We start from the raw sequence: 21,625 nt of genomic DNA, 5'->3' as shown, positions 1-21,625 counted from the left end.
ATCGGCCCCTCGGTGGCCCGTCGCTGACCGGCGGTTCTCAGGGAAACGGCCGGTTGCGCGGCGCGGCGTCCGCCAGCGCCTGGAGTTCATCGCGGCAGACACCGGTCGCGGCCTGCACGGCGAGGCCGAACGCGAAGGTGGTGACGTAGCGTGCCAGTAGCCCCGGATCGGTCGCCGCCGGCAGGCCGCCCTCGTCGACGGCCCGCTGGAACCGCTCCCGGGAGTGGCCGGGGGTGGCTCCCACCGGCGCCTCGTTCGAGATCACCGAGTACGCCATCTACCAGGTCCGCGAGGGGCGGTTCGTCCATATGACGGCCCTGCACGACGCCGCGGAACTGCTCCGGCAGCTGACCGGCTGACCTCCGGGCACCGGACGCCGATCACGGGCACCAAGCGCGGGTCAACGGCCCTCCGCGTCTTCGACACCAACGCGGTGGGAATCGTACGCGTCACGGAGGCGGCGCTGCCCCTGATCGGCAGTCCTCGAACCCGACCGTGGTCACCGTGTCGAGCAGCTCCGGGTCGTTCTGGGCCGCCCCGGCCCCCGACCGACGCCGTTGCGACGGTCAGGAGCCGGGGCCGGGCGCTCACGAAGCCTTCCGCCGCGCGTTCCCGGTGCGGCCGGTCATGGCAGGATCTCGACGTATCCGTCGGTTCCGTGCACACGGATCCGCTGCCCGTCCCGGATCAGCCGAGTGGCCCGGTCCACGCCCACGACGGCCGGCAGACCGTACTCCCGGGCGATCACCGAGCCATGGGTCATCAGGCCGCCCACCTCCGTGACCAGGCCCGCGATACCGACGAACAGCGGCGACCAGCTCGGGTCCGTATAGGTCGTGACAAGGATGTCGCCCGCCTCAAGGTCGGCCTCCGCCAGGTCGAGGATGACGCGGGCCCTCCCCTCGACGGTCCCGGCGGAGACCGGCAGACCGACCAGGGCACCGGCCGGTACGTCGTCGCGCCGGTACGCCCCGGTGACGGCCTCGCCGTCCGAGGTGAGGACCCGGGGCGGGGTGAGCGCGTGGTACGAGCGGAACGCGTCCTTCCGCTGCCGGACGAGCTGGTCGTCCACCTGGTTCGAGCGCACGGCCTGGTGCAGCTCCTGGAACGTGAGGTAGAAGATGTCCTCCTTCTCAGGGACCACGCCGGCCCGCACCAGCCGCTCGCCCTCCGCCAGCAGCGCCCGCTTGTAGACGAAGTAGCGGCTGACGATGATGTACTTGGGGTACTCCCGGTACCCGATGAAGGCCCGTACCTGGTCGATCATCCGCTTGGTCTCGTCGGCCTTCCGCTCCCCGTCCGGCAGGGCCCGCAGGCGCGACAGCACGTCCTGTTCCTTCTCCCGCGCCTTCCGCCGCCCTTCCTCGAAGCGCCGTTCGGCCCCGCCCGGTTCGAAGTTCCTGACGTTGTCGAGGATCAGGGGGAGAAGCGTGGTGGGGCGCTCGCGCCACCGCGGCCTGGTGATGTCGATCTCGCCGACGCAGCGCATGCCGTACCGGTCGAGATAGCCCTCGATGGCGTCACGCGCCTCGCTCCCGCCCGGGAGTTCCGCCAGTTCGTCCAGGAAGCCGTCGTCCTCGGTTCCTCGCAGGAACGCCACCACCTCCGGCCACGGACGGATCACGTCCGCGACGTCGAGCAGCGCCAGCCCCATCTCCGACGTGATGTTGTCGGGGGCGGACAGTGTGAGCGTGTCCGCCGCGTTCTTCTCGCCCAGCCACTCCCACAGCGCGTCGCCCAGCCACCATGTGGCTTCCATTCCCGCCATGATCGCCTGAATGCTCCGCGGATCACCGAGGACCCGTTTGTGCTCCTCGAAAGCCTCCAGCAGGAAGTCGAACAGCGCCGGTCCGGTCTTCGTCCGGATCTCGCGCTCCAGGGCGGCGACGGACGCCCGGCCGCGCTCGATCAGTCCGGGGACGAGGGCCGGATCGATCTCGGCCGGGGTGGAGCGCCCGCCCGGCGGCGGGCCGCCGGGACCCGCGTCCGGGAGCGACGGGACGAAACCCTCGCTGTCGAGTACGGTCTCCAGCGCGTCCCTGACCAGCGGATCGCCTCGGCCCATGGCGTCCAGGAGGGCGGCGCGGCTCGTGGGCGCGGCCAGGCGCCGGGTGACATCGACGAACAGCCTCCCGCCGGCCTCGTGCATCGGCACCATGGCCGTCAGCCGCCACATGGAGAGCCCCAGGGGCTTCATGGGGTCGGTCATCATCTGCCCGTGACCGACGGAGACATAGACGTGATTCTCCTGGTCACCGGCGTCCGGGATGGGGAACAGCGTGGTGATCGGCCGGCTCTGGACGATCTGGAAACCCTCGTCGTCCAGACACCATTCGATGTCCTGCGGGCTGCCGAAGTGCGCCTCGATCCGCCGCCCGAGCCCCACGAGCCGTATCACCTGCGCATCCGTCAGTGACGGCTGCTCCTGCCGCCGCGGGTCGATCGCCACCTCCCGCGTACCGCCGGCCGGCAGGGCGTGCAGGGCACGCTGTTTGACGGCGATCGTCCTGGCGACGACCTCACCCTGCCGCACCGTGAAGACGTCCGGGTTCACCAGCCCGGAGACCAGCGCCTCACCGAGGCCGAAGCCGGCGTCCACGGTGGCGGCCTTCCGGTTGCCCGTGACGGGGTCGGCCGTGAACAGGACACCGGCCGCGTGGGGGAGGACCATCCGCTGTACGACCACGGCCATGTGGACCGTACGGTGGTCGATGCCGCCCCGCCGGCGGTAGGTCACGGCCCGCTCGGTGAACAGTGAGGCCCAGCACCGGCTGATGTGCCGGAGGACCGCCTCCGCCCCCACCACGTTCAGGTACGTGTCCTGCTGCCCGGCGAAGGAGGCCGTCGGCAGGTCCTCCGCCGTCGCGCTGGACCGGACGGCGCAGGCGGCCCCCTCGCCGAGCCGCGCGTACGCGCCGGTGATCGCCGCCGCGAGATCGGCGGGCACGGTGATCTCCTCGATGGTCCGGCGGATCCGCGCGCTGAGCGTACGGATCGCCTCCCGGTCGTCCGGGTCCAGCCGCGCCAGTCGGTCGAGCGGTTCGTCGAGCGACGGCGCCTCCGCCATGATCCGCCGGAAGGCATCCGTCGTCACACAGAAGCCTTCGGGCACACGGACGCCCTCGATCCGCGCCAGCCCGCCCAGATGCGCGCCCTTACCGCCGACGACCGCGCCCCGCGTCTCGTCGGCCTCGCTCAGATCCCACACGTAGTCCCTCGATGGTCCGACGTCACCGCGTCCCCCATACGTCGACAACACACGCACGTCGTGCCCCCAAAATCAGCAGGTGATGGCCTCGGCCGACGATTTTGCGTCACCCCCGGGGTCTTGCCGCAAGCCCCCTACTGCGCTATACCTTGAAAGTGGCGAGGAGAGTGAATCTCCTCGCCTTTGCCGTGGGCCGCCGCTTCTGGCCGCCGCCTCGGGGCCTTTGGACCTTTGGGCCGCGCGCCCGCGTTCAGGAGCCGCGCGGGCCGCGCAGCTCCTGCGTGCAGCACTTCACGCTGCCGCCGCCCTTGAGCAGTTCCCCGAGGTCCATGCCGATCGGCTCGAACCCCCGCTCCCGCAGCGGCTCGAAGAGTCCTGTGGCGGACTGCGGCAGCAGGACGTGGAGCCCGTCGCTCACCGCGTTCAGGCCGAGCCTGGCGGCGTCGGCGATGTCGGCGATCAGGGCGCCGGGGAAGAGGCGGCCGAGGACGGAGCGGCTGCCGGGGGAGAACGCGTCCGGGTAATACATGATCTCGTCGGCCGTGTCGTCCAGTACGCAGAGCGCCGTGTCCAGGTGGTAGAAGCGCGGGTCGACCAGGTCCAGGCCGACCACCGGCCGGCCGAAGAACTCCTGCGCCTCGCCGTGGGAGAGCGGGCTCGACCGGAAGCCGCGCCCGGCCAGCAGATACGAGGCGGTGACCGCGAAGTCGCCCTCGCCCTCGTTGATGTGCACGGGCTCGCTGATGTCCGGGTAGCCATGGGTCCGGAACCAGTCCCGATGCGCCTCCGCCTCCCCGTACCGCTCCTCGTGCGCGAAACGCGCCCCCAGGACCCGGCCGTCGACCACCGTCGCGCCGTTCGCCGCGAACACCATGTCGGGCAGGTCGGGCTCCGGGGCGAGTACGGAGACGGTGTGGCCGAGCGCCCGGTAGCGGTCGCGCAGATCCTCCCACTGGACGAGCGCCAGGGCCTGGTCCACGGGCTTGGTCGGGTCCATCCAGGGGTTGATCGAGTACGTCACCCGGAAGTGCTCCGGCGGACACATGAGATAGCTGCGGGGCGAGGCGTCACGAGGCAACGGAGGCTCCTCACGAGCGGCGGTGCGCACGATGTGTGCGTGAGAGTCATGGTCCGCCGCGCGCGGTCTTCGCGCTGTGCACCGTTCGGGTGGTTCTTCGCGCACGTCAGACGGGTGTACGAGACGGTACGTACCGCCTCGCCCAACCTCCCCGCGCCCCTCCCGGCGCACGGCCTGGTTGCTACATTGACCGCCATGGCTGAGAGCAAGGCACCCGACCCCTCCCGCCGCAGCGAGCGGTCGCGCCGCGCCATCTACGACGCCGCTCTCGCCCTGGTCACGGAGGCCGGCTACGCGCGGACCACCATCGAGGGCATCGCGGCCCGCGCGGGCGTCGGCAAGCAGACGATCTACCGCTGGTGGCCCTCCAAGGCCGCCGTCCTGATGGAGGCCTTCCTCGACCTCGGCGAGCAGGCGGCGCGCGAGGCGGGCGGCGGGGACGGGGCGGAGTACGAGATCCCCGACACCGGTGACCTGGAGACCGACCTCAAGCTGGTGCTGCGTGCCACGGTGGACCAGATGAACACCCCCGTCTACGACGTGCCGTCCAGGGCGCTCGCCGCCGAGGGGGTCATCGACGCGGAGCTGGGCGCCGAGTTCGCGCGCAAGCTGCTCGAACCGCAACTCAGGCTCTACGTACGGCGCCTGGCCGCCGGGCAGGACGCCGGTGCCGTACGGCGCGACCTCGACCTGCGGATCGCGCTGGAGCTGCTGGTCGGACCGGTCGCCCACCGCTGGCTGCTGCGGACGCTCCCGCTGACGCACGAGTACGCGGACACGATCGTCGAGTACGCGCTCCACGGACTGGCCCCCCGGAGCTGAACCGGCCGCGGGCGAGGACCGGCGCCCCGGGGGCGCGCGGGGGCGCGTGGAGGCATCTGGGGCGGGTGTGGTGAAGACCACCGGGCGCCTGAGCCGCCCCGGAGCCGCCGATCACCCCCTCGTAACGCCACATAAGCCGCGATTCTCCCGCTTGTGAGGGATGAGCCCTCCGCCCCCGGTGCGGGAGCGCGGCCACCCGAGGCGCAGGATGGTGCGACCATGGAAAGAAGTCCACAGGGACGAGCTTGAGGGTGAGGGGATAGATGGGCGACGATTTCGGCCGCTACCGCGGCACGGAGAGCAGGATTCCCCAGTGGCTGCGCAGGCGACCCAGGAAGAGCGTCGGCGATTCCACGCTCGAAGGGGACACGGCGGGCCGTGAGGCGCTGCTGCTCGCCGTGGCCGAAGCGGGAATGCCCGTCTCGCCCGCCGCCCACCCGGTCGGCTACCGGTGTTCGTGCGAACGCATCGGCTGTCCCACCCCGGCCAGACACCCCCTCTCCTTCGCCTGGCAGACCCAGTCCACCACCGACCCGGCGCAGATCGAGCGCTGGGCGCGCAACCAGCCCGAGGCGAACTTCATCACCGCGACGGGCATGGTCCACGACGTCCTCGACGTCCCCCTCGAAGCGGGCAGCCGCGCCCTGGAACGCCTGCTGGAGCAGGGCATCGACGTCGGCCCCGTGGCCGACTCCGGCGGCGACCGCATGCTCTTCTTCACCGCGACGCGCGGCACCCCGGAGGACGAGGACGAGTGGTGGCCCTGCGAACTGGACTGCCACCCCGAGACGATGGACGAACACCCCGGGCTGCGCTGGCACTGCCGGGGCAGCTACGTCCTCGTACCCCCGGCGCGGCTCCCCGGTGAGCTGGCGGTCCGCTGGCTGCGCGGCCCCGAGCAGCCGCTCCCCGACCCGCTGACCCTCCTGGAGACGCTGACCGACGCGTGCGCGCGGTACGCGGGCGAGAACGGCGAACTGGACCCGCACGCCGTGGCCTGGCCCCTGGGTCGTTAGGGCCGCTGTCGCCGCGCCCCGGCCCGGTCGCCGCACCACACGACCGCCCCCACCAGCAGCGCCGCTCCCAGCCCGTACACGGGCAGCCACAACGTCGTCGTGGCGGACAGGCACTCGGCGACGGCCTTGCGGGCCTCGACCTGCTGCGCGAAGGCCAGGGCGGCACCGTCGCCGCCGGCCAGGTTCCCCAGCGCGGCCCTCGTCTGGAGCGCCGCGTACCGTCCCGCCAGTTCGCACTCGCCGCGCGTGCCCGGCATGGGGAACAGCCAGGCCTCGCGTTGCAGCAGGGGAGCCAGCGCGATCGCCACGCACAACCCGGCGACCAGCGCGTACGCGATCAGGCCGCGCGTGTAGGCCGAGCGGAGGCCCGGTGTCCACGCCGCGCGCTGCTGGAAGGCGAACATCACCGCGAGGAGCGTCACCCCGATGAACGTGGCGAACCACTGCCACGAACCCTGGGCGAGCGCGAAGGTCAGCACCGCGGCGAGTCCGATACCGATGACCCCGGGGACGGGGAGGTCGTGTGCCCCGGCGGATACCGGCCTCGGGGCCGGGCGCGGGCGGGGATCTCTCACGGGGCTCTCCTGCGGGGGGAGGCCCCAGCATCCGCCGCGGGGCGCCGCGCCCCCGGGCACCATGCCGTACGGTCCCGGCGCCTCGCCCGGATGGCCCGCGCCCGCGAGCCCCGCGCGAACCCCTGCCCACGACTGCCGCGCCTGCGACCACCGCGCCTGCGGCCCCGCGCCTACGAGCCCTACGGAGCCCCGCCTACGCCCCCCGCCTACGAGCCCTTCGCCGCGATGACGCCCTGGAGCCGTCCCGCCACCGTCACCTTCGGGTCGCCCGCGTCGGCCGGCGGGACCAGGACGGCCTGGCTGGAGATCCACTCCTTGGTGAGGGTGCTGGTCACCTCGCCCGTCGTCAGCGCCTTCACGTCCGCGTTCACCTGCGGCTTGACGCCCTTCGCGCCCGTCAGCCGCTCGAAGTAGCGCGTGGCGAAGAAGACCAGCGCGCCGCCGTCCTCCGTCGCGAGCCCCAGCGGATCGAAGTCGCCGCTGCTGGCCGCCTGGTCGATGTACTGCGTCGTCAGACCCGGCAGCCGCTCCTTCTGCCTGCGGGTCTCCCGCCATCCGCTGGTGTGCGGTCCGTCCGCGAAGCGGTCCGGTTCGCCGTCCTCCAGATACGAGGCGTACTCCGCGCTCAGATCCTTCGGCGCCACCGAGAGCCCCTTGCTGCCCGGCTCCACCGCCTCGCCCCAGCCTTCGCCGTCCGTCCGGAACTCCGGGACCGCGTCCGCCGCGAGGATCGTCAGATACGGGACCTCCCACCTCTGGCCGGGCCCGTTGCGCAGGAACACCAGCACCCAGCGGGTGTCCTGCTCACCGCCGTTGTCCTGGTCCCGGTTGCTGTCGGTGTCCGCCACGAACCAGCGCGGCCAGCCGGCCTTCTTCGGGATCGTGAACTTCGCGTCCGCCAGCTCCAGCGGCTGGTGCTGGGGGTTCCCGTTCGGGGAGGTGATGGAACGCGCCTTCAGACCGGCCTGGTTGATCGCGCCGAGCGCGCCGGTGACCCGGTCCGCGTCGAGCGCCGGATCGTACGCCTTGTCCGCCGCGTTGTACGCGTCGGTGAAATCCTTCAGGGCCCGCTCGGCCTCACTCCGGTCCGCCGACGGCAGGACCGCCAGCTCCCCGTGCACCGTCACGCACCCGCTCGCCGTCAGCGACAGCACCGTCACCGCCGCGAGGGCCGCCACCGTACGGCGCGTCGTGCGTCCCGCCGTCCGGCCCGTTCCCCGCATCGGCCTTCCCCGCCTGCTCATCGGCCGCCTCTGCTCCTTGACGCCTACCAAGACCCGTACGAACGGATCGCCACCCTACCGGGGCCAGGAAGAGCGCGAGCGTCGGGACCAGATACAGGAACCAGACGGTGACCTGAAGGACCGTCGGGTCCGGCTGGAAGTTGAGGACGCCCTTCAGCAGCGTGCCGTACCAACTGTCCGGCGGGATCGTCGTACTGATGTCGAAGGCCTTGTCCGACAGCCCGCCCAGGAAGCGCGCCTCCTGGAGGTCGTGGACGCCGTACGCGAGCACCCCCGCCGCCACGACCACCAGCATCCCGCCGGTCCAGGTGAAGAACCGGGCCAGATCGATCCGCAGCGCGCCCCGGTAGAAGAGCCACCCCAGGAGGACCGCGGTGGCGATCCCGAGCAGCACTCCGATCAGCGGGGCGTGCGTACCGTCCGACGAGGCGCGCACCGACGCCCACACGAACAGCGCCGTCTCCAGCCCCTCCCGGCCCACCGCCAGGAACGCCGTCGCGACCAGCGCGCCCGTCCCCATCCGCAGCGCCGCGTCCAGCCTCCCGTGCAGCTCGGCCTTGAGATGGCGCGCCGTACGGCGCATCCAGAAGACCATCCAGGTCACCAGCCCCACCGCGAGGATCGACAGGGAGCCGCCCAGCGCCTCCTGCGCCTCGAACGTCAGCTCCTGCGAGCCGAATTCGAGCCCGAAGCCGAAGCCCAGCGCGAGCACGGCGGCGACCCCGATACCGGTCCAGATGGGCCGCAGCGCGTCGCGCCGCTCCGTCTTGACCAGATACGCGATCAGGATGCAGACGACAAGGCTCGCCTCCAGCCCCTCGCGCAGGCCGATCAGATAGTTTCCGAACATGTCGGAACTCCTTTGCGATGGTGCACGGGTCAGGTGAGCAGGGCCCGGCCCCACCAGTCGTCCTTGTCCCGGACGCCCGGCGGGATCGCGAAGACCGCTGAACCCACGTGCTGGATGTACTCGTTGAGCGCGTCGGATCGCGCCAGTGACCGCTGTACGGGGATGAACGCGTCCCGCACGTCCCGCTGGTACGCCAGGAAGAACAGCCCCGCGTCGAGCCGGCCGAGCCCGTCCGTACCGTCGGTGAAGGAGTAGCCGCGGCGCAGCATCCGTACCCCGTGATGCGACTCCGGATGGGCCAGCCGTACATGCGAGGTCGGCAGCATCGCCGCGAGGCGGGGCTTGTCGTGCTCGCGCGCCCTGCCGACCGCCGCGCCCTCGCCCTTGTCCCGGCCGAAGACGTCCTCCTGCTCCTTGAGCGAGGTGCGGTCCCAGCTCTCGATCCGCATCGAGATCCTGCGGGCGACGAGATACGAGCCGCCCGCGAGCCAGCCGGGGCCCTCCTTCGAGCCCACCCAGACATACCGGTCCAGCGCGTCGGTCTCGGTGACGGCGATGTTGCTGGTGCCGTCCTTGAAGCCGAACAGATTGCGCGGGGTCTGCGCGCCGGGCGTCGTCGACGACGTCTTGCCGAAGCCGAGCTGCGACCAGCGCACCGCGACCTTCCCGAAGCCGATCCTGGCCAGATTGCGGATCGCGTGCACCGCGACCTGCGGATCGTCCGCACATGCCTGGACGCAGAGATCGCCGCCGCCGCGCGCCGGGTCGAGGTTGTCGCCGGGGAACTTCGGCAGGTCGACCAGGGCGTCGGGCCGGTGCGCCGCCAGCCCGAACCGGTCCTCGCGCGCCGTGCCGTGCGCGAAGAGCCCGGGGCCGAAGCCCACGGTCAGGGTGAGCCGGGAGGGCCTGAGCCCCAGCGCCTCGCCCGTGTCGTCCGGCGGCGCCTCGGCGAGACCGCCGTACGCGCCCTCCCCGACCGCGTGCCCCGCCGTCATCCGCTCGGCGGCCCGCGTCCAGTCCTTGAGCAACTGGACCAGTTCCGCACGGTCGTCGGTCGTCACGTCGAACGCCGCGAAGTGCAGCCGGTCCTGGACGGGCGTGGCGATACCCGCCTGGTGCGCGCCCCGGAAGGGCACTGCCGCGCCGCTGTCGGCGGGCGGCCCGGCGGTGTCCCCGCCCCGGACCGCGGCCACGGCGCCGCCGGTCGCGGCGGCCCCGAGCGCGAGCCCGGCACCGCCCCAGCCGAGCAGGGCGCGCCGGGACGGGACGGCCGGGGCCCCGCCCTTCGCTTCGTTCGTCTCCTCGATGGCTGACATCGCGCGCGTTCCTACTTGACCACGGCGGCGGCGAGCTTCGAGAGCGGCTCTGCCAGTGCGTTGACGCCGTCCGACAGCTCCTTGCGCTCCGCCTTGCCGACCTTCTCGTACGACGTGAACGCGTACGAGTCCGGCGAACCGGTCGCGTCCGTCGAGCCGGTCGCGTCCGCGCCCTCCCGGTACGTGTCCAGCAGCGTGTTGAGCGCGGCGAACCGCTTGTCCAGCTCCGTCACCAGTGCCGGGTCGTTCTTCGCGGCCACCGGCTTCAGCAGCTCGTAGGAGTGCTCCGCGCCCTCGACATTGGCCTTGAAGTCGACGAGGTCGGTATGGCTGTACCGCTCCTCCTCGCCGGTCACCTTGCCGGAGGCGACCTCGTCGAGAAGTTCCTTCGCGCCGTTGGCCATGGACGTCGGGGTGATCTCGGCGCGGCCCACCCGCTTCTGCCAGTCCAGCAGGTCCTTGTCGAGGGCGTCGGCGAGGGACTTCGCGTCCGGGCCGAGCTTCCTGTCCTGCCAGAGCTCCTTCTCCAGCCGGTGCCAGCCCGTCCACTTCTGGCCCGGCTCCAGGCCGTCGGCGCGCACGTCCACCTTCGGGTCGATGTCCCCGAAGGACTCGGCGACCGGCTCCGTACGCTCCCAGCCGATCCGCGACGGGGCGTACGCCTTCTTCGCGGCCTCCAGGTCACCGGCGCGCACGGCGTCGGTGAAGACCTTCACCTTCGGCAGCGTTCCGTCGGCCTGGGCCTGGACGTACTTCCGGTACGCGGCGACCGCGGCGTCCATCTCCGGGCTGCGCCCGGCGGCGGTCCCGCCGGTCACGGTGACCTTCTGCCGGATGCCGTCACCCTTCATGCCGGGCTTGCAGGCGATCTCGTACGAACCGGACTTCACCTCGGCGGTGATCTTCGCCTTCGTGCCGGGGCCGATGTTCTCGCGCTCGGTGACGATCCGGTCGTCGGGGAAGAGGAGGTAGACCTCGGTGACCTTGGACCCCTTGTTCTCGACGGCCAGTTCGAGATGGCCGGCCGGGAACTCCTTGGTGGAGACCTCGCAGGCGTCGTCCTTCGCGGTGACCTGGACGGCGCCCGCGCCGCCCTTGGACTCGCTTTTCTCGGCGCACCCCGTGACGGCGGTCAGGGCCACCACCGCGGCGGTGGCGGTGACGACGGAGAGACGGGCAGGTCGCATACGGGGCTCCACGAGGGGCGGGAAACGGATGGGATCCGAACAGGACAACGGCAGCGGCAGCGGGCAACGGGTAACGCCAACAGGCAAGGGAGCAAAGGGGATGCGGGGCGGTATTGGAGACATGACAGGAGAATGCGGCGGGATCAACTTAACTTAGGCTTACCTGAGTGGTACCCCTTCGTCCAGTGATTCAGCTCTCACTCCCGCCCCGGAGTGACGCCCGGACACAGGCAGGTCACAGCCGCCCCTCGGCCGCCCCACGACAGGGCAAAGCCGGGGTCAAGAAGGGCCGCACAGGGAAAGGCCCCCGGGACCGGCCTTGCGTCCCGGGGGCCCGAGCCGTGCCCGGTGTTTCCCGCGTACCGCTACGTGCTACTCCCGACTCCCTGCTTGCCGCCTGCTCCTGTCCGCGGCTACGGGAGTCCCCAGGCGGCGCCCGGTTCCGAGACGGCGACCGGTGCGACGACCAGGTCCGGCCGTGCCCCGGAGTGGACCAGTACCTCACGGCCCTTGGGCACGGTGATGGCCAGCGTGCCGTTGCCCAGGTCCTCCGTCCTGGCCGGCGTACCGTCGTCGAGCAGTACGGTGAGGGTGCCGGTCAGCCCGTGCTTGAGCCTGAGCGGTTCGCCCGCCAGGCTCCTGACCCGGATGAACCGGGTGACGCCCCCCTTGCGCACCGCGCTGACGAGGAACGCGCCCTGGGTCCGGAAGTCGTGCAGGGTGACGTCCTGCCAGGCGTCCGGGACGGCGGGGAAGACCCGGACGGTGCCGCCCCAGCTCTGGCAGACCATGTCGTGCACCGACTGCGAGGCCGACAGCGGCGTCTCGATGACCGGTCCTGCCTCGGTGTAGTGGGTGTTGGCGCGGCAGGGGAACCGGGTGGTGGGGTCGAAGAACAGCTTCAGATAGTCGAGCGCGGTGTTCCCCCGTCCCGCCATCGCGTACAGCGAGGCGGCGCCGGTGTAGCTGTACCCCCGGTGTGCGCCGGTCAGTGCGTGCCAGTGGACGAGCGACTTCTCGATCAGCTCACGGTTCTCCGGCTGGTCCCAGTTGACCAGGTAGAGGGGGTACACCATCAGCAGGTGCGAGTAGTGCCGGTGCGACTGGGCGTACGGTGTGTCCGCGCCGATCATGAAGCCGTTCTTGTCGGTCGGGTACGGCGTGAGCCGCGCCAGCACCTCCTGCCACCGCGCCTTCAGCGGATCGTCGACGCCGAGGTGCGCGGAGGCGTCGAGGAGGGTCTGGCAGCCCCAACGGATCAGCGCGAGATCGTAGTTGGTGTCCTGCGGCGGCACGACCGGATACTCGGGGGAGAGCGTGCTGGGCAGATGGAGCTTGCCGTCGCTGCCCGGTGTGAGGAAGTGCAGGTAGTAGTTGATCGCGCGGCGCAGCAGCGGGAAGAGTGTGTCCCGCAGCAGTGTCTCGTCCATGGTGTGGCGGTAGCTCAGCCACACGTTGTGCAACGCCCAGGTGAGGTCCCCGACTTCGGCGCCGCTGCCCGGGGTTCCGACGCTCCGGGTGGCGAACATGTCCGAACTGCGGCCCACCCCCGCGCTGTCGGAGCGGTACGCGGCCGGCACATTGGCGGTCAGCCGCTCCTGGTTCTGGCGGAGGGTGGCGGTCAGCGAGTCGAGTTCCAGGTGGTTGGAGCCGTGGATGAGCCAGTACTCCAACTGGACGTTGAGGTTCCACCACACCGCCGGCCAGGGGGTGGGCTCCAGCCACGGCCCCGAGGTGGCCATCACCGGGGCACCCGCCCGGGTGGCGCAGGCGACCTTGTAGAGCTGGATCCAGTAGAAGCTCTGCAACCGCTCGTCGGGGAGGGAGACGAAGCTCTTCCGGTAGAACTCGTGCCACCAGCGGGTATGCCGGTCGCGGAGGGTTCCGTACGCCTCGGCCCGCTGGATCTTCCGGAGCGAGACGGCCGCCGCCTCGCTCGTGGACGGGTAGCTGTGCGCGACGCTGAGCAGGAACACGTCACCGGTCCGGCGGTAGGCCGTCGCGGTCTGACCGCCACCGGTGAGCGGCTGGAGCACCTGCTCGACCCCGCTGGTGGTACGGGTGGACCAGGCGGGGTTGGCGACGTAGTCGGCGGGCGGCTCCTCGCTGATCTGCCGGGGGCTCATGGCCTCCTCGGGGTGGAACGTCCAGCGGACCCGCTCGCCGCCGCCCGCCCGCGCCCGGGCGACAAGGGTCTCGTCGTGGATGAAGGCGGTGAGTGTCAGCGTGCCGGACGAGGTGGTGACCGTACCGCTCAGCTCCGCGTTCCACAGGCTCAGCCGCCAGTCGACCGCCGTGATGGTGCCGACCGGGTCGAGCGTCAGATGCCCCACCGGCAGCCGGCAGGTGCCCCAGCCGCTGCCGAGCGCGGGACGGTGATCCTGCACCCGCCCGTGCTGGACGGTGAAGCGGATCTTGTTGGCGTCCGGCTCCTGGTAGACCATGCTGCCCAGCAGCCCGTCGCCCAGGAACGGCCCCTCGTGCCACAGTGCGGGCAGCCGGTTCCAGACCAGGTCCTGCTTGCGCAGGAAATCGGCCCAGTCGCCGCTGCCGGACATACGGTTGGTCAACTTCCACGGCCGCGCCCGCACCGCCTCCGCCCCCGTGGCGCCCCCGGCGGGCTGCTCCTCCGCCCGGGCGACCCCGGGCAGCGACGCGAGCGCGGCGCCGCCCAGCGCGGAGCCCAGTACGGCTCTGCGCGTCGATAAGACCTTTCTCGGCTGTGAGGTCATGCGTGTGCCCTCCATGCCTGATAGACCGTCAATACATCGGGTGTATTGCGGGAAGTTACGGTCTAGGTCTGTACCTGTCAATGGATACGGTGGCACTCTGGGGTTGCCCGGATCGAAACTCACCTCGACACATCGGACCTATTAATCGTCCCACTGACATCGGGATCCGAGGGCTACCTCACGGCCGCGTGCGCGGCGTCGAGGATTTCCTCGGAGAGGGCGGAGTCCCTGGTGGCGCGGGCCAGGACGAGTGCGCCGACCATGGTGCACAGCCGGGCGATGCCGTCCTGGTCCTCGGTGCCGAGTCGTTCGGCGAAGTCGCTCACCCCCTGGGCGAAGACGCGGTGGGCCTCGTGATCGCCCGGTTCCCTCGCCATGTCGGTGACGAGCCCCGCGACGGGGCAGCCGTCCCCGGGGGTGTCGCGGTGCCGGACGGAGAGATACGAGTCGATCAGCGCCTGCCGGGCGGCGTCCCGCTGCCCGGCCTGCTGTTCGAGGCCGGCGGTGTAGAGCTGGCGGAGTTCGTCGAACGCGTGGGCGGTGGCTTCGTCGATGAGTGCCTCCTTCGAGGCGAACTGCTTGTAGAAGCCGCCGTGGGTCAGGCCGGACGCCTTCATCAGATCGGCGACGCTGACATGGGTTCCTCGCTCCCGGAACAGCCGGGAGGCGGTTTCCACGACCCGTCTGCGGTTCTCCCGCGCCTGCGCCTGCGATACGCGGCCCATCGGCCACCCCCTTCTTTGGATGTCGGCTGGCATCTATCGTACGCCCGTGTTTAGATTGTGACCGTAATCCAAAAAGGAGAGGGACATGGAACTGAAGGACGCGGTCGCCGTGGTCACCGGAGCCAACCGGGGACTGGGCCGCCATCTCGCCGCCCAGCTCGTGGAGCACGGAGCGCGCGTGTACGCGGCGGCCCGCCGGCCCGAGACGGTGGATCTGCCGGGCGTCACCCCGCTGCGGCTGGACGTGACGGACGAGGAGTCGATACGGGCCGCCGCACGCATCGCGTCCGACGCGACACTGCTGGTGAACAACGCGGGGATCTCCACCGCCACGCCGCTGATCGCGGGCGCCCTGGACGCGGTGCGGCTGGAGATGGAGACGAACTACTTCGGGCCGCTCCATGTGACGCGGGCCTTCGCCCCCGTCATCGAGGGCAACGGCGGCGGCGCCGTGCTCAACGTCCTGTCCGCCCTGTCCTGGCTGCACCCGGCGGGCCTCGGCTCCTACGCCGCGGCCAAGGCGGCGGCCTGGGCGCTGACCGACGCGGCCCGCGAGGAACTGGCCCCGCGCGGCATCACGGTCTCGGCGCTGCACGTCGGATGGATGGACACCGACATGGCCGAGGGCGTTCCCGCCGATCAGAAGGCCGACCCGGCCGATGTCGCGGCCCAGGCCCTGTACGGCGTCGAGAAGGGCCTGCCGGAGATCCTCGCCGACGAGGTCAGCCGGACCGTCAAGCAGAGCCTGGCCGCCTCACCGAACGCGGCGTGAGGAACACCCCGCGATGCGCCAATGTGTCTGCCTGTTGATTTCATGAATGAGGAGATCTGATGCGTTACACCACCTTCGGGCACCGGACCGGACTGCGCGTGTCCGAGTACGCGCTCGGCGCGGGGAACTTCGGCACCCGCTGGGGCGCCGGGGCCGAGCCCGACGAGGCGCGCCGTATCTTCGACCGCTTCGCCGAGGCCGGCGGCACCTTCCTGGACACCGCGGACGCCTACCAGTTCGGCGAGTCGGAGGAGCTGACGGGGAAGTTCATCGCCGCCGACCGGGACCACTTCGTCCTGGCCACCAAGTTCACCCTGGGGGCCGCGCCGCAGCCGGGCATCTCCACGACGGGCAACAGCCGCAAGAACATGGTCGCCTCGGTGGAGGCGAGCCTGAAGCGCCTGGGCACCGACTCCATCGACCTGCTCTGGGTGCACTTCCCCGACGAACTCACCCCCATCGAGGAGATCCTGCGCGGGCTCGACGACCTGGTGAGCGCGGGCAAGATCCACCACGCCGGTCTGTCCAACTTCCCCGCCTGGCGCGTCTCCCGCGCCGTGACGCTCACGGAGCTGAGGAACTGGGCGCCCGTCGTGGGCATCCAGCACGAGTACAGCCTCGTCGAGCGGACCGCCGACCGTGAGCTGCTGCCGATGGCCGAAAGCCTCGGACTCGGCGCCGCCCTGTGGTCCCCGCTCGGCGGCGGACTGCTCACCGGAAAGTACCGGCGCAGCGCCGAGGGACGGCTGAATGACTGGGGCAGGGTCGTCCACACGGAGAGCACCGGCCAGAAGACCGCCGTCGTCGACACCGTCCTGGCCATCGCGGAGGAGACCGGCGTGACGCCCGCCCAGGTGGCGGTGGCCTGGGTACGGGAGCGTGCCGCACGCTCCGCGACCCCGCTCGTCCCGATCATCGGACCGCGCAGCCTCACCCAGCTCGACGGCTACCTGGGCGCTCTCGACATCCGGCTGGAGCCCGAGCAGTTCGCCCGCCTCTCCGAGGTCAGCGCGGTACCGCTCGGCGCTCCGCACGAAAAGGTCGCCGACTCCCTGCCCAACATCCAGGGCGGCGATCCCGGCCGCGTCATCGCCCCGGCCCCACCGGTGGCCTGAGGATGAACAAGAAACCCCGTCGCGGACGGGATGGTTGGAGGAGACGGCGATGAGAGCCTTCACCATCGAGCGGTACGGAGACAAGGGCGGCGGACACCACACCGAGACTCCGGATCCACGGGTGGGCGCCGACGATGTGCTGGTCCGGATCCACGCGGCGGGCGTCAACCCGCTCGACCACAAGATCAGCGACGGAGAGTTCAAGGCGATCCTCCCGTACCGTCTCCCGCTCATCCTGGGCAACGACCTCGCCGGGGTCGTGATCGAAGTCGGTTCGGCCGTGACCCGGTTCGCGGTGGGCGACGAGGTCTACGCGCGGCCCGGCAAGGACCGCATCGGCACCTTCGCCGAACTCATCGCCGTCCACCAGGACGACATCGCGCTCAAACCGGCCACGCTCACCATGGCGGAGGCCGCGTCCCTTCCCCTGGTCGCCCTGACCGCATGGCAGGCCCTGGTCGAACGGGCGCAGGTGCGGCCAGGGCAGAAGGTCCTCATCCACGCGGGCTCCGGCGGCGTCGGCACCATCGCCATCCAGCTCGCGAAGCACCTGGGCGCGTACGTGGCCACCACCGCGAGCACGGCCAAGACCAGTGTGGTGAAGGACCTGGGCGCGGACGAGGTGGTGGACTACACGAAGCAGACCTTCGAGTCGGTCCTCGACGGCTACGACGTCGTCCTGGACACCCTCGGCGGCGAAACGCTGGAGAAGTCCCTGCGGGTGCTCAAGCCCGGCGGGAAGGTCATCAGCGTCGCAGGCCCTCCCGACGCGGCCTTCGCCCGCGAGCTCGGTGCCAACGCCTTCCTCCGGCTGGCGATGAGCGCGCTGAGTTTCCGGACCCGGCGCCACGCCGCACGCCGTGGCGTGACGTACTCGTTCCTGTTCATGAAGGCGGACGGCGACCAACTGCGCGCACTCACCCCGCTCATCGACGCCGGAACGATCCGTCCCGTCGTCGATCGTGTCTTCCCGTTCGATCAGACCCGGGAGGCGTTGGAGTACGTCGAGAAGGGCAGCGCCAGGGCCGGAAAGGTCGTCGTCACGATGACAGGAGAGGCCCTGGCCTGAACATCGTGTCAGAAGGCGGTGGCCAGCCAGGCCGCGACCACGGCGAGGATGATCAGCGGTACGTTCATGCCGGTCTCCTTGACCTCCCCGCGCGACAGATGAAGAGCCGCCGCCAGGATCTGGAGGACCGCGAAACCGGCCGCTGCCGCGATCGCGAGGACCGGCGCGATGCCGGTCAGGGGCGGCAGGATCAGTCCGGCCGCCCCGAGTATCTCCACGGCGCCGATGAGCCGTACGGCCGGCATGGGGACCGTGTCGACCCACCCCATCATCGGCGCCAACTGCTCCTGGCTCTGGGTGAGCTTCTTACCGCCGGCGAAGAGATACAGCAGACCCAGCAGCCCGGCGACGATCCAGTACGCGATGATCACGACGCAACCTCCCATGGTTACCACTTGTGAGTAGAGCCATGATGAGTCACCGTCGAAGGGCTTACAAAAGGCACATCCCTGTGCCTGACCGCCCTGACCGCCCTGCCGGCACCGGGAGCACCATGTCGCAGTACGAGAAGACCTGTTTGATCCGGGGCGACGGCGGACGCGCCATCCGGGGCATCCTCGACCGCATCGGCGACAAGTGGACGCTCCTCGTGGTGGCGACCCTCCACGGGGAGCGCATGCGCTTCACCGAACTGCTGCGCCGCATCCCCGGCATCTCGCAACGGATGCTGACGCTGACGCTGCGGCACCTGGAACGTGACGGCCTCATCGGACGCACGGTCTTCGCCGAGGTGCCGCCACGGGTCGAGTACGAACTCACCCCGATGGGCCGCACGCTGATCGAACCCGCCGTGACCCTGGCCGAATGGGCCGTCGAGCACAACCCCGACATCGAACGCAGCCACGACGCCTACGACTCCCGCCAAGCCTGACGCCCGCGCCCTGCGCCGGGGCCGGGGTGCGGGGCCGGGGGTGCGGGGGTGCGGGGTGCGGCCGCCGGGCGAAGGGGGGCTGCCGGGTGGGGTGGGCCGGTGGTGGTTCATGGCGGGCCCGCCCCCTCCCAGGGTCGATGTTCGCGGTTCCGGGCCGTGCGTCAAGGGCGCTCCTTCGTCGCGTCGCTGCGCGATGGCCTGCGGCCACCCCTGACCCACGTCCCTCCACCGCTGGTAAAGCAGTGGGGAGGGGGCGGGGGGGGGGAAGGGTCCCCTGGAAAGCCTGTTTGTTGTCGAGGCCGGACCCAGGCTGCCGGGTCGGTTCGCCCTGCGGGGCACGCGGTCGTGCAGTGGGGTAGCTGGGCTCTCGTCAAGCGGCTCTCCACCGGGTGTGGGTGGGGGGTACATGCCCCGCTGGTCACTCGCCGTGGGGGTGCGCGGTTGTCGTGTGGGGTGGCTGGGCTCTCGTCAAGCGTCTGCCGACCGGTTGTTGGCCGGGCTTCATGCCCCGCTGGTCACTCATGGTGGGTGGAAGGGATGTCGGGCGGGGTCCGGTGGCGTAAGGCGTAAGCGGAGTGACGTGTGTGAACTGGTGTGACGTGGGGGGCGTCTTTCGGGAGAGTCGTGTACCGGAAGTCCCGTCCTGGGCAGTTTTTGGCACCGACGGGGAGATTCAGGGCCGCCCTGCCCCTGACCGGCCCCCCGCGCCGCCCTTCCTGCCCGATCATTCCTCACCCGGTCCGATCGCCACCGTCCCCACCCACCGTCAGTGACCAGCGGGGCATGTACCCCCCACCCACACCCGGTGGAGAGCCGCTTGACGAGAGCCGGGCCACCCCACTCCACGACCGCGTGCCCCGCAGGGCGAACCGACCCGGCAGCCTGGGTCCGGCCTCCGCAACAAACAGGCTTTCCAGGGGACCCTTCCCCCCGCCCCCTCCCCACTGCTTTACCAGCGGTGGAGGGACGTGGGTCAGGGGTGGCCGCAGGCCATCGCGCAGCGACGCGACGAAGGAGCGCCCTTGACGCACGGCCCGGAACCGCGAACATCGACCCTGGGAGGGGGCGGGCCCGCCATGAACCACCACCGGCCCACCCCACCCGGCAGCCCCCCTTCGCGGCCCGCGCCCTCCTTCGGCGCGTCCGGTTCTTCGGACCGGCCATGCTCTCCTGGCGCCGCCGGGCCCCTCAGTGGTGGTGGCCGTGCCGGCTGAGGGTCTCCACCGGGGCCGCGCCGGGGCGGGTCCACTGCGGTACGGGGCGGCTGGTCGGGCCCCAGGTGGCGTTCCCGTTCGCGTCTGAGCGCCAGTACCAGCACGCGTCGCGCCCCGCGGGCCGGCCCTCCGGGTTGTCCTCCCACGCCTCGCCGCGCCCGTAGGGGGTCCTGTCCAGCAGGCCGAGTGAGCCGTTGACCCGCTCGTTGCCGCGGCTCGTTGTCGCGTACGTGAGGAACACGCGGTCGCCGTCACGCAGGAAGCAGGCGAGGTGGCCCATGGTGCCGCCGATCGGCGCCGCCACATCGCGCACCGAGTACCAGGGCTGCGTGCAGCCCATGAACGCGACGTATGAGGCCACCTCGTCCCAGCGTCCCGTCGTCAGGATGGCGAACGAGACGCCGCGGGCGTTGAGATAGACGGCGTCCCTCAGATGCCAGGCCGTGGTGGTGCAGCCCTCGCACTGCCCCTGGTGCGGTGCGCCGTCGTACCACATGTGCTGGTAGACCATCAGCTCGTCGCGGCCCTGAAACAGGTCGGTGAACGGGACCGGGCCGTCGGCTCCGACGACTCGACCGTCCCGTCGAGCTCCACCATCGGCATCCGGTGGCGGGCCGCGCGGTCTGGTAATTGCCCTGGTAGCCCCGCCCGGGAGAGCGTCGAAGAATTCGGTACGGGTAGGGAGGCCCGTCCGGCCGAGGAGTCGGCCTGGGAGGCCATCCGGGGCGCCTTCCTGACGCTCCCAACGGTCGGTGGCACGCAGGCGGAGCAGTTCACCCTCGCCCGGCTGCACCACGAGGCGCCCTCCCTGCGCGCCCGGCACCTGGAGAAACACCTCCACTGGCAGGAACTGCTCGCCCCCGAGGCGCAGCGCCGCCTAGGCCTCCCCGCGTCCCCGACCCCCGGGCCCGCGCGTTCGTCGCGGCGGCGCTCGCCTGTCTCGACGCGGCCGTCGACGAGTGGTACCGCTCGGGCGGGGAGAGAGATCCCGTGCGCCTCTTCGACGAAGCGGTCGCCACGCTCCGGAGCTGACGCCGGGCGGCGCCGGGGGAGAAGCACCCGGGACGGGCCGCGCGGCGCGGTGGCCGTACGAACTCCCGCGCCGGACAACGCTGCTCAGCCCGTCGGACCCCGCGTCCGGCGGTTACGGACGTACGGTCCGGCCGCGCGCGGTGCCTTCGACCGCCTCCACATACGCCCGGGCCACCTCGGAGACGGGGGTGCCGCCGGCCCCGTCTGCCGACGTTATTCGGCCGAGCCGACAAGCCTGCGTCCAGACAGGCCCTCTGGTCAGCCTTGGCTACCTTCAGTAGTCTCTTGATTGCTGTGGGGTTATGTTTCAATGGTGCCGAAAGAGTGACCGAGATGACCCGTGATTTCACTCCTCCTCCGCGACGACGTCGGACGTTCGAGGATCTGTTTGCCACAAAAGCGGTGCGCCGCGTCCAGAGTCCGGCCGAGACTCACGAATACAAGAAGGAGCAAGGCTCCTCGGATGGTGGACACACCTACGACACGACCAAGGTTTGATCGAACGGAGCTCCCGCAGTCTGGCGTTGCCCCCCGATCCCATTGGCTGGAGAGATCGTGCTCAAACTGCGTCTCACTCCGTACGCGGAAACCAAGTGGCAGTGGGTCGGGGATCGGTACCGGACCGGAGATCGACGGAGTGAGGTAACCCCCTATCGGCACCCGATGGTTGAGCACCTGGCGGTGACCGATGGGGAACGCTCATTGCTGGTGGTGCGGGAACGCGCTGCCGGTCGGCCTCGTTGTGAGTCGGCGGTTCGGGAGGCTTCCGCCCGCGAGTACGATCGCGCCCGAGAGTTGG

19 protein-coding genes and 1 pseudogene are annotated in these 21,625 nt (G+C 70.9%); 8 read left to right on the top strand and 12 right to left on the bottom strand.

Features of this window, described 5'->3' with window-relative positions; translation table 11 throughout:
• Positions 1-37 precede the first annotated feature (37 nt).
• Positions 38-244 (bottom strand): hypothetical protein, encoded by a 207-nt coding sequence (locus ACIQ7D_RS27310; RefSeq protein ID WP_403941781.1) that lies wholly within the window; start codon positions 242-244, stop codon positions 38-40.
• Here ACIQ7D_RS27310 and ACIQ7D_RS27305 point away from each other — a divergent pair.
• Positions 234-359, top strand: coding sequence for a hypothetical protein (locus ACIQ7D_RS27305; RefSeq protein WP_403941779.1), 126 nt, complete (start codon positions 234-236; stop codon positions 357-359). The genes ACIQ7D_RS27310 and ACIQ7D_RS27305 overlap by 11 nt on opposite strands.
• A 266-nt stretch (positions 360-625) precedes the next feature.
• On the opposite strand, the gene rph is transcribed toward ACIQ7D_RS27305, so the two are convergent.
• Together rph and ddaH are read right to left on the bottom strand one after the other, a co-directional pair.
• Entirely contained in the window at positions 626-3,208 is a 2,583-nt protein-coding gene (gene rph / locus ACIQ7D_RS27300) for a rifamycin-inactivating phosphotransferase (protein WP_403941777.1), read from the bottom strand.
• A 250-nt stretch (positions 3,209-3,458) separates the two neighbouring features.
• Entirely contained in the window at positions 3,459-4,319 is an 861-nt protein-coding gene (ddaH, locus tag ACIQ7D_RS27295; protein WP_403941945.1) for a dimethylargininase, read from the bottom strand.
• A gap of 162 nt (positions 4,320-4,481) precedes the next feature.
• On the opposite strand from ddaH, the gene ACIQ7D_RS27290 reads away from it, so the two are divergent.
• Positions 4,482-5,108: a TetR/AcrR family transcriptional regulator gene (locus ACIQ7D_RS27290; RefSeq protein WP_403941775.1), complete on the top strand. Its 627-nt coding sequence runs from the start codon at positions 4,482-4,484 to the stop codon at positions 5,106-5,108.
• A gap of 263 nt (positions 5,109-5,371) precedes the next feature.
• Positions 5,372-6,124 carry a bifunctional DNA primase/polymerase gene (locus ACIQ7D_RS27285; protein WP_403941773.1) on the top strand — a complete coding sequence of 251 codons (753 nt, stop codon included), beginning with the start codon at positions 5,372-5,374 and terminating at the stop codon, positions 6,122-6,124.
• Here the strand turns inward: ACIQ7D_RS27285 and ACIQ7D_RS27280 are convergent.
• The 7 genes from ACIQ7D_RS27280 to ACIQ7D_RS27250 form a co-directional block, all read right to left on the bottom strand.
• The gene (locus ACIQ7D_RS27280; RefSeq protein WP_403941771.1) at positions 6,121-6,699 is read right to left on the bottom strand and encodes a hypothetical protein; all 579 of its coding nucleotides are present in this window, start codon (positions 6,697-6,699) and stop codon (positions 6,121-6,123) included. The genes ACIQ7D_RS27285 and ACIQ7D_RS27280 overlap by 4 nt on opposite strands.
• 206 nt (positions 6,700-6,905) lie before the next feature.
• Positions 6,906-7,859, bottom strand: coding sequence for a hypothetical protein (locus ACIQ7D_RS27275; protein WP_403941942.1), 954 nt, complete (start codon positions 7,857-7,859; stop codon positions 6,906-6,908).
• Positions 7,777-8,793, bottom strand: a complete 1,017-nt coding sequence (efeU, locus tag ACIQ7D_RS27270; RefSeq protein WP_403941769.1) for an iron uptake transporter permease EfeU — start codon at positions 8,791-8,793, stop codon at positions 7,777-7,779. The genes ACIQ7D_RS27275 and efeU overlap by 83 nt, the downstream gene beginning before the upstream one ends.
• Before the next feature lie 29 nt (positions 8,794-8,822).
• Positions 8,823-10,109, bottom strand: coding sequence for an iron uptake transporter deferrochelatase/peroxidase subunit (efeB, locus tag ACIQ7D_RS27265; protein ID WP_403941767.1), 1,287 nt, complete (start codon positions 10,107-10,109; stop codon positions 8,823-8,825).
• Positions 10,110-10,120: 11 nt separating this feature from the next.
• Positions 10,121-11,296, bottom strand: a complete 1,176-nt coding sequence (efeO, locus tag ACIQ7D_RS27260) for an iron uptake system protein EfeO (RefSeq protein WP_403941765.1) — start codon at positions 11,294-11,296, stop codon at positions 10,121-10,123.
• A gap of 413 nt (positions 11,297-11,709) precedes the next feature.
• Positions 11,710-14,028, bottom strand: a complete 2,319-nt coding sequence (locus ACIQ7D_RS27255; RefSeq protein WP_403941763.1) for a glycosyl hydrolase family 95 catalytic domain-containing protein — start codon at positions 14,026-14,028, stop codon at positions 11,710-11,712.
• A 173-nt stretch (positions 14,029-14,201) separates the two neighbouring features.
• Positions 14,202-14,753: a TetR/AcrR family transcriptional regulator gene (locus tag ACIQ7D_RS27250; RefSeq protein ID WP_403941761.1), complete on the bottom strand. Its 552-nt coding sequence runs from the start codon at positions 14,751-14,753 to the stop codon at positions 14,202-14,204.
• A gap of 85 nt (positions 14,754-14,838) precedes the next feature.
• Here ACIQ7D_RS27250 and ACIQ7D_RS27245 point away from each other — a divergent pair, with 85 nt between their 5' ends.
• Genes ACIQ7D_RS27245 through ACIQ7D_RS27235 form a run of 3 tightly spaced genes read left to right on the top strand, consistent with a single transcriptional unit; the run spans position 14,839 to position 17,709 of the window.
• Positions 14,839-15,525 (top strand): SDR family oxidoreductase, encoded by a 687-nt coding sequence (locus ACIQ7D_RS27245; protein ID WP_403941759.1) that lies wholly within the window; start codon positions 14,839-14,841, stop codon positions 15,523-15,525.
• 59 nt (positions 15,526-15,584) lie between these two features.
• Entirely contained in the window at positions 15,585-16,640 is a 1,056-nt protein-coding gene (locus tag ACIQ7D_RS27240) for an aldo/keto reductase (RefSeq protein ID WP_403941757.1), read from the top strand.
• Positions 16,641-16,689: 49 nt separating this feature from the next.
• On the top strand, positions 16,690-17,709 hold the full coding sequence (locus ACIQ7D_RS27235) for an NADP-dependent oxidoreductase (protein WP_403941755.1): 1,020 nt from the start codon (positions 16,690-16,692) through the stop codon (positions 17,707-17,709).
• 8 nt (positions 17,710-17,717) lie between these two features.
• Here ACIQ7D_RS27235 and ACIQ7D_RS27230 read toward each other — a convergent pair whose 3' ends face one another.
• Entirely contained in the window at positions 17,718-18,080 is a 363-nt protein-coding gene (locus ACIQ7D_RS27230; RefSeq protein WP_403941753.1) for a DoxX family protein, read from the bottom strand.
• A gap of 122 nt (positions 18,081-18,202) precedes the next feature.
• Here ACIQ7D_RS27230 and ACIQ7D_RS27225 point away from each other — a divergent pair, with 122 nt between their 5' ends.
• Positions 18,203-18,580, top strand: coding sequence for a winged helix-turn-helix transcriptional regulator (locus ACIQ7D_RS27225; protein ID WP_403941751.1), 378 nt, complete (start codon positions 18,203-18,205; stop codon positions 18,578-18,580).
• A 1,188-nt stretch (positions 18,581-19,768) separates the two neighbouring features.
• Here ACIQ7D_RS27225 and ACIQ7D_RS27220 read toward each other — a convergent pair.
• Positions 19,769-20,412 (bottom strand): annotated as a pseudogene (locus tag ACIQ7D_RS27220) (DUF899 family protein); the annotation flags it as partial.
• A 738-nt stretch (positions 20,413-21,150) separates the two neighbouring features.
• Between ACIQ7D_RS27220 and ACIQ7D_RS27215 the strand changes: the two are divergent.
• Complete coding sequence (locus ACIQ7D_RS27215) at positions 21,151-21,324, top strand: hypothetical protein (RefSeq protein WP_403941969.1); 174 nt, start codon at positions 21,151-21,153, stop codon at positions 21,322-21,324.
• Positions 21,325-21,625 lie beyond the last annotated feature (301 nt).

The organism is Streptomyces sp. NPDC096310 (assembly GCF_044763125.1).
Taxonomy (GTDB): Bacteria; Actinomycetota; Actinomycetes; order Streptomycetales; family Streptomycetaceae; genus Streptomyces.
The sequence above is the reverse complement of the archived record's forward strand: the minus strand, read 5'-3'. Positions and strand labels throughout refer to the sequence as shown.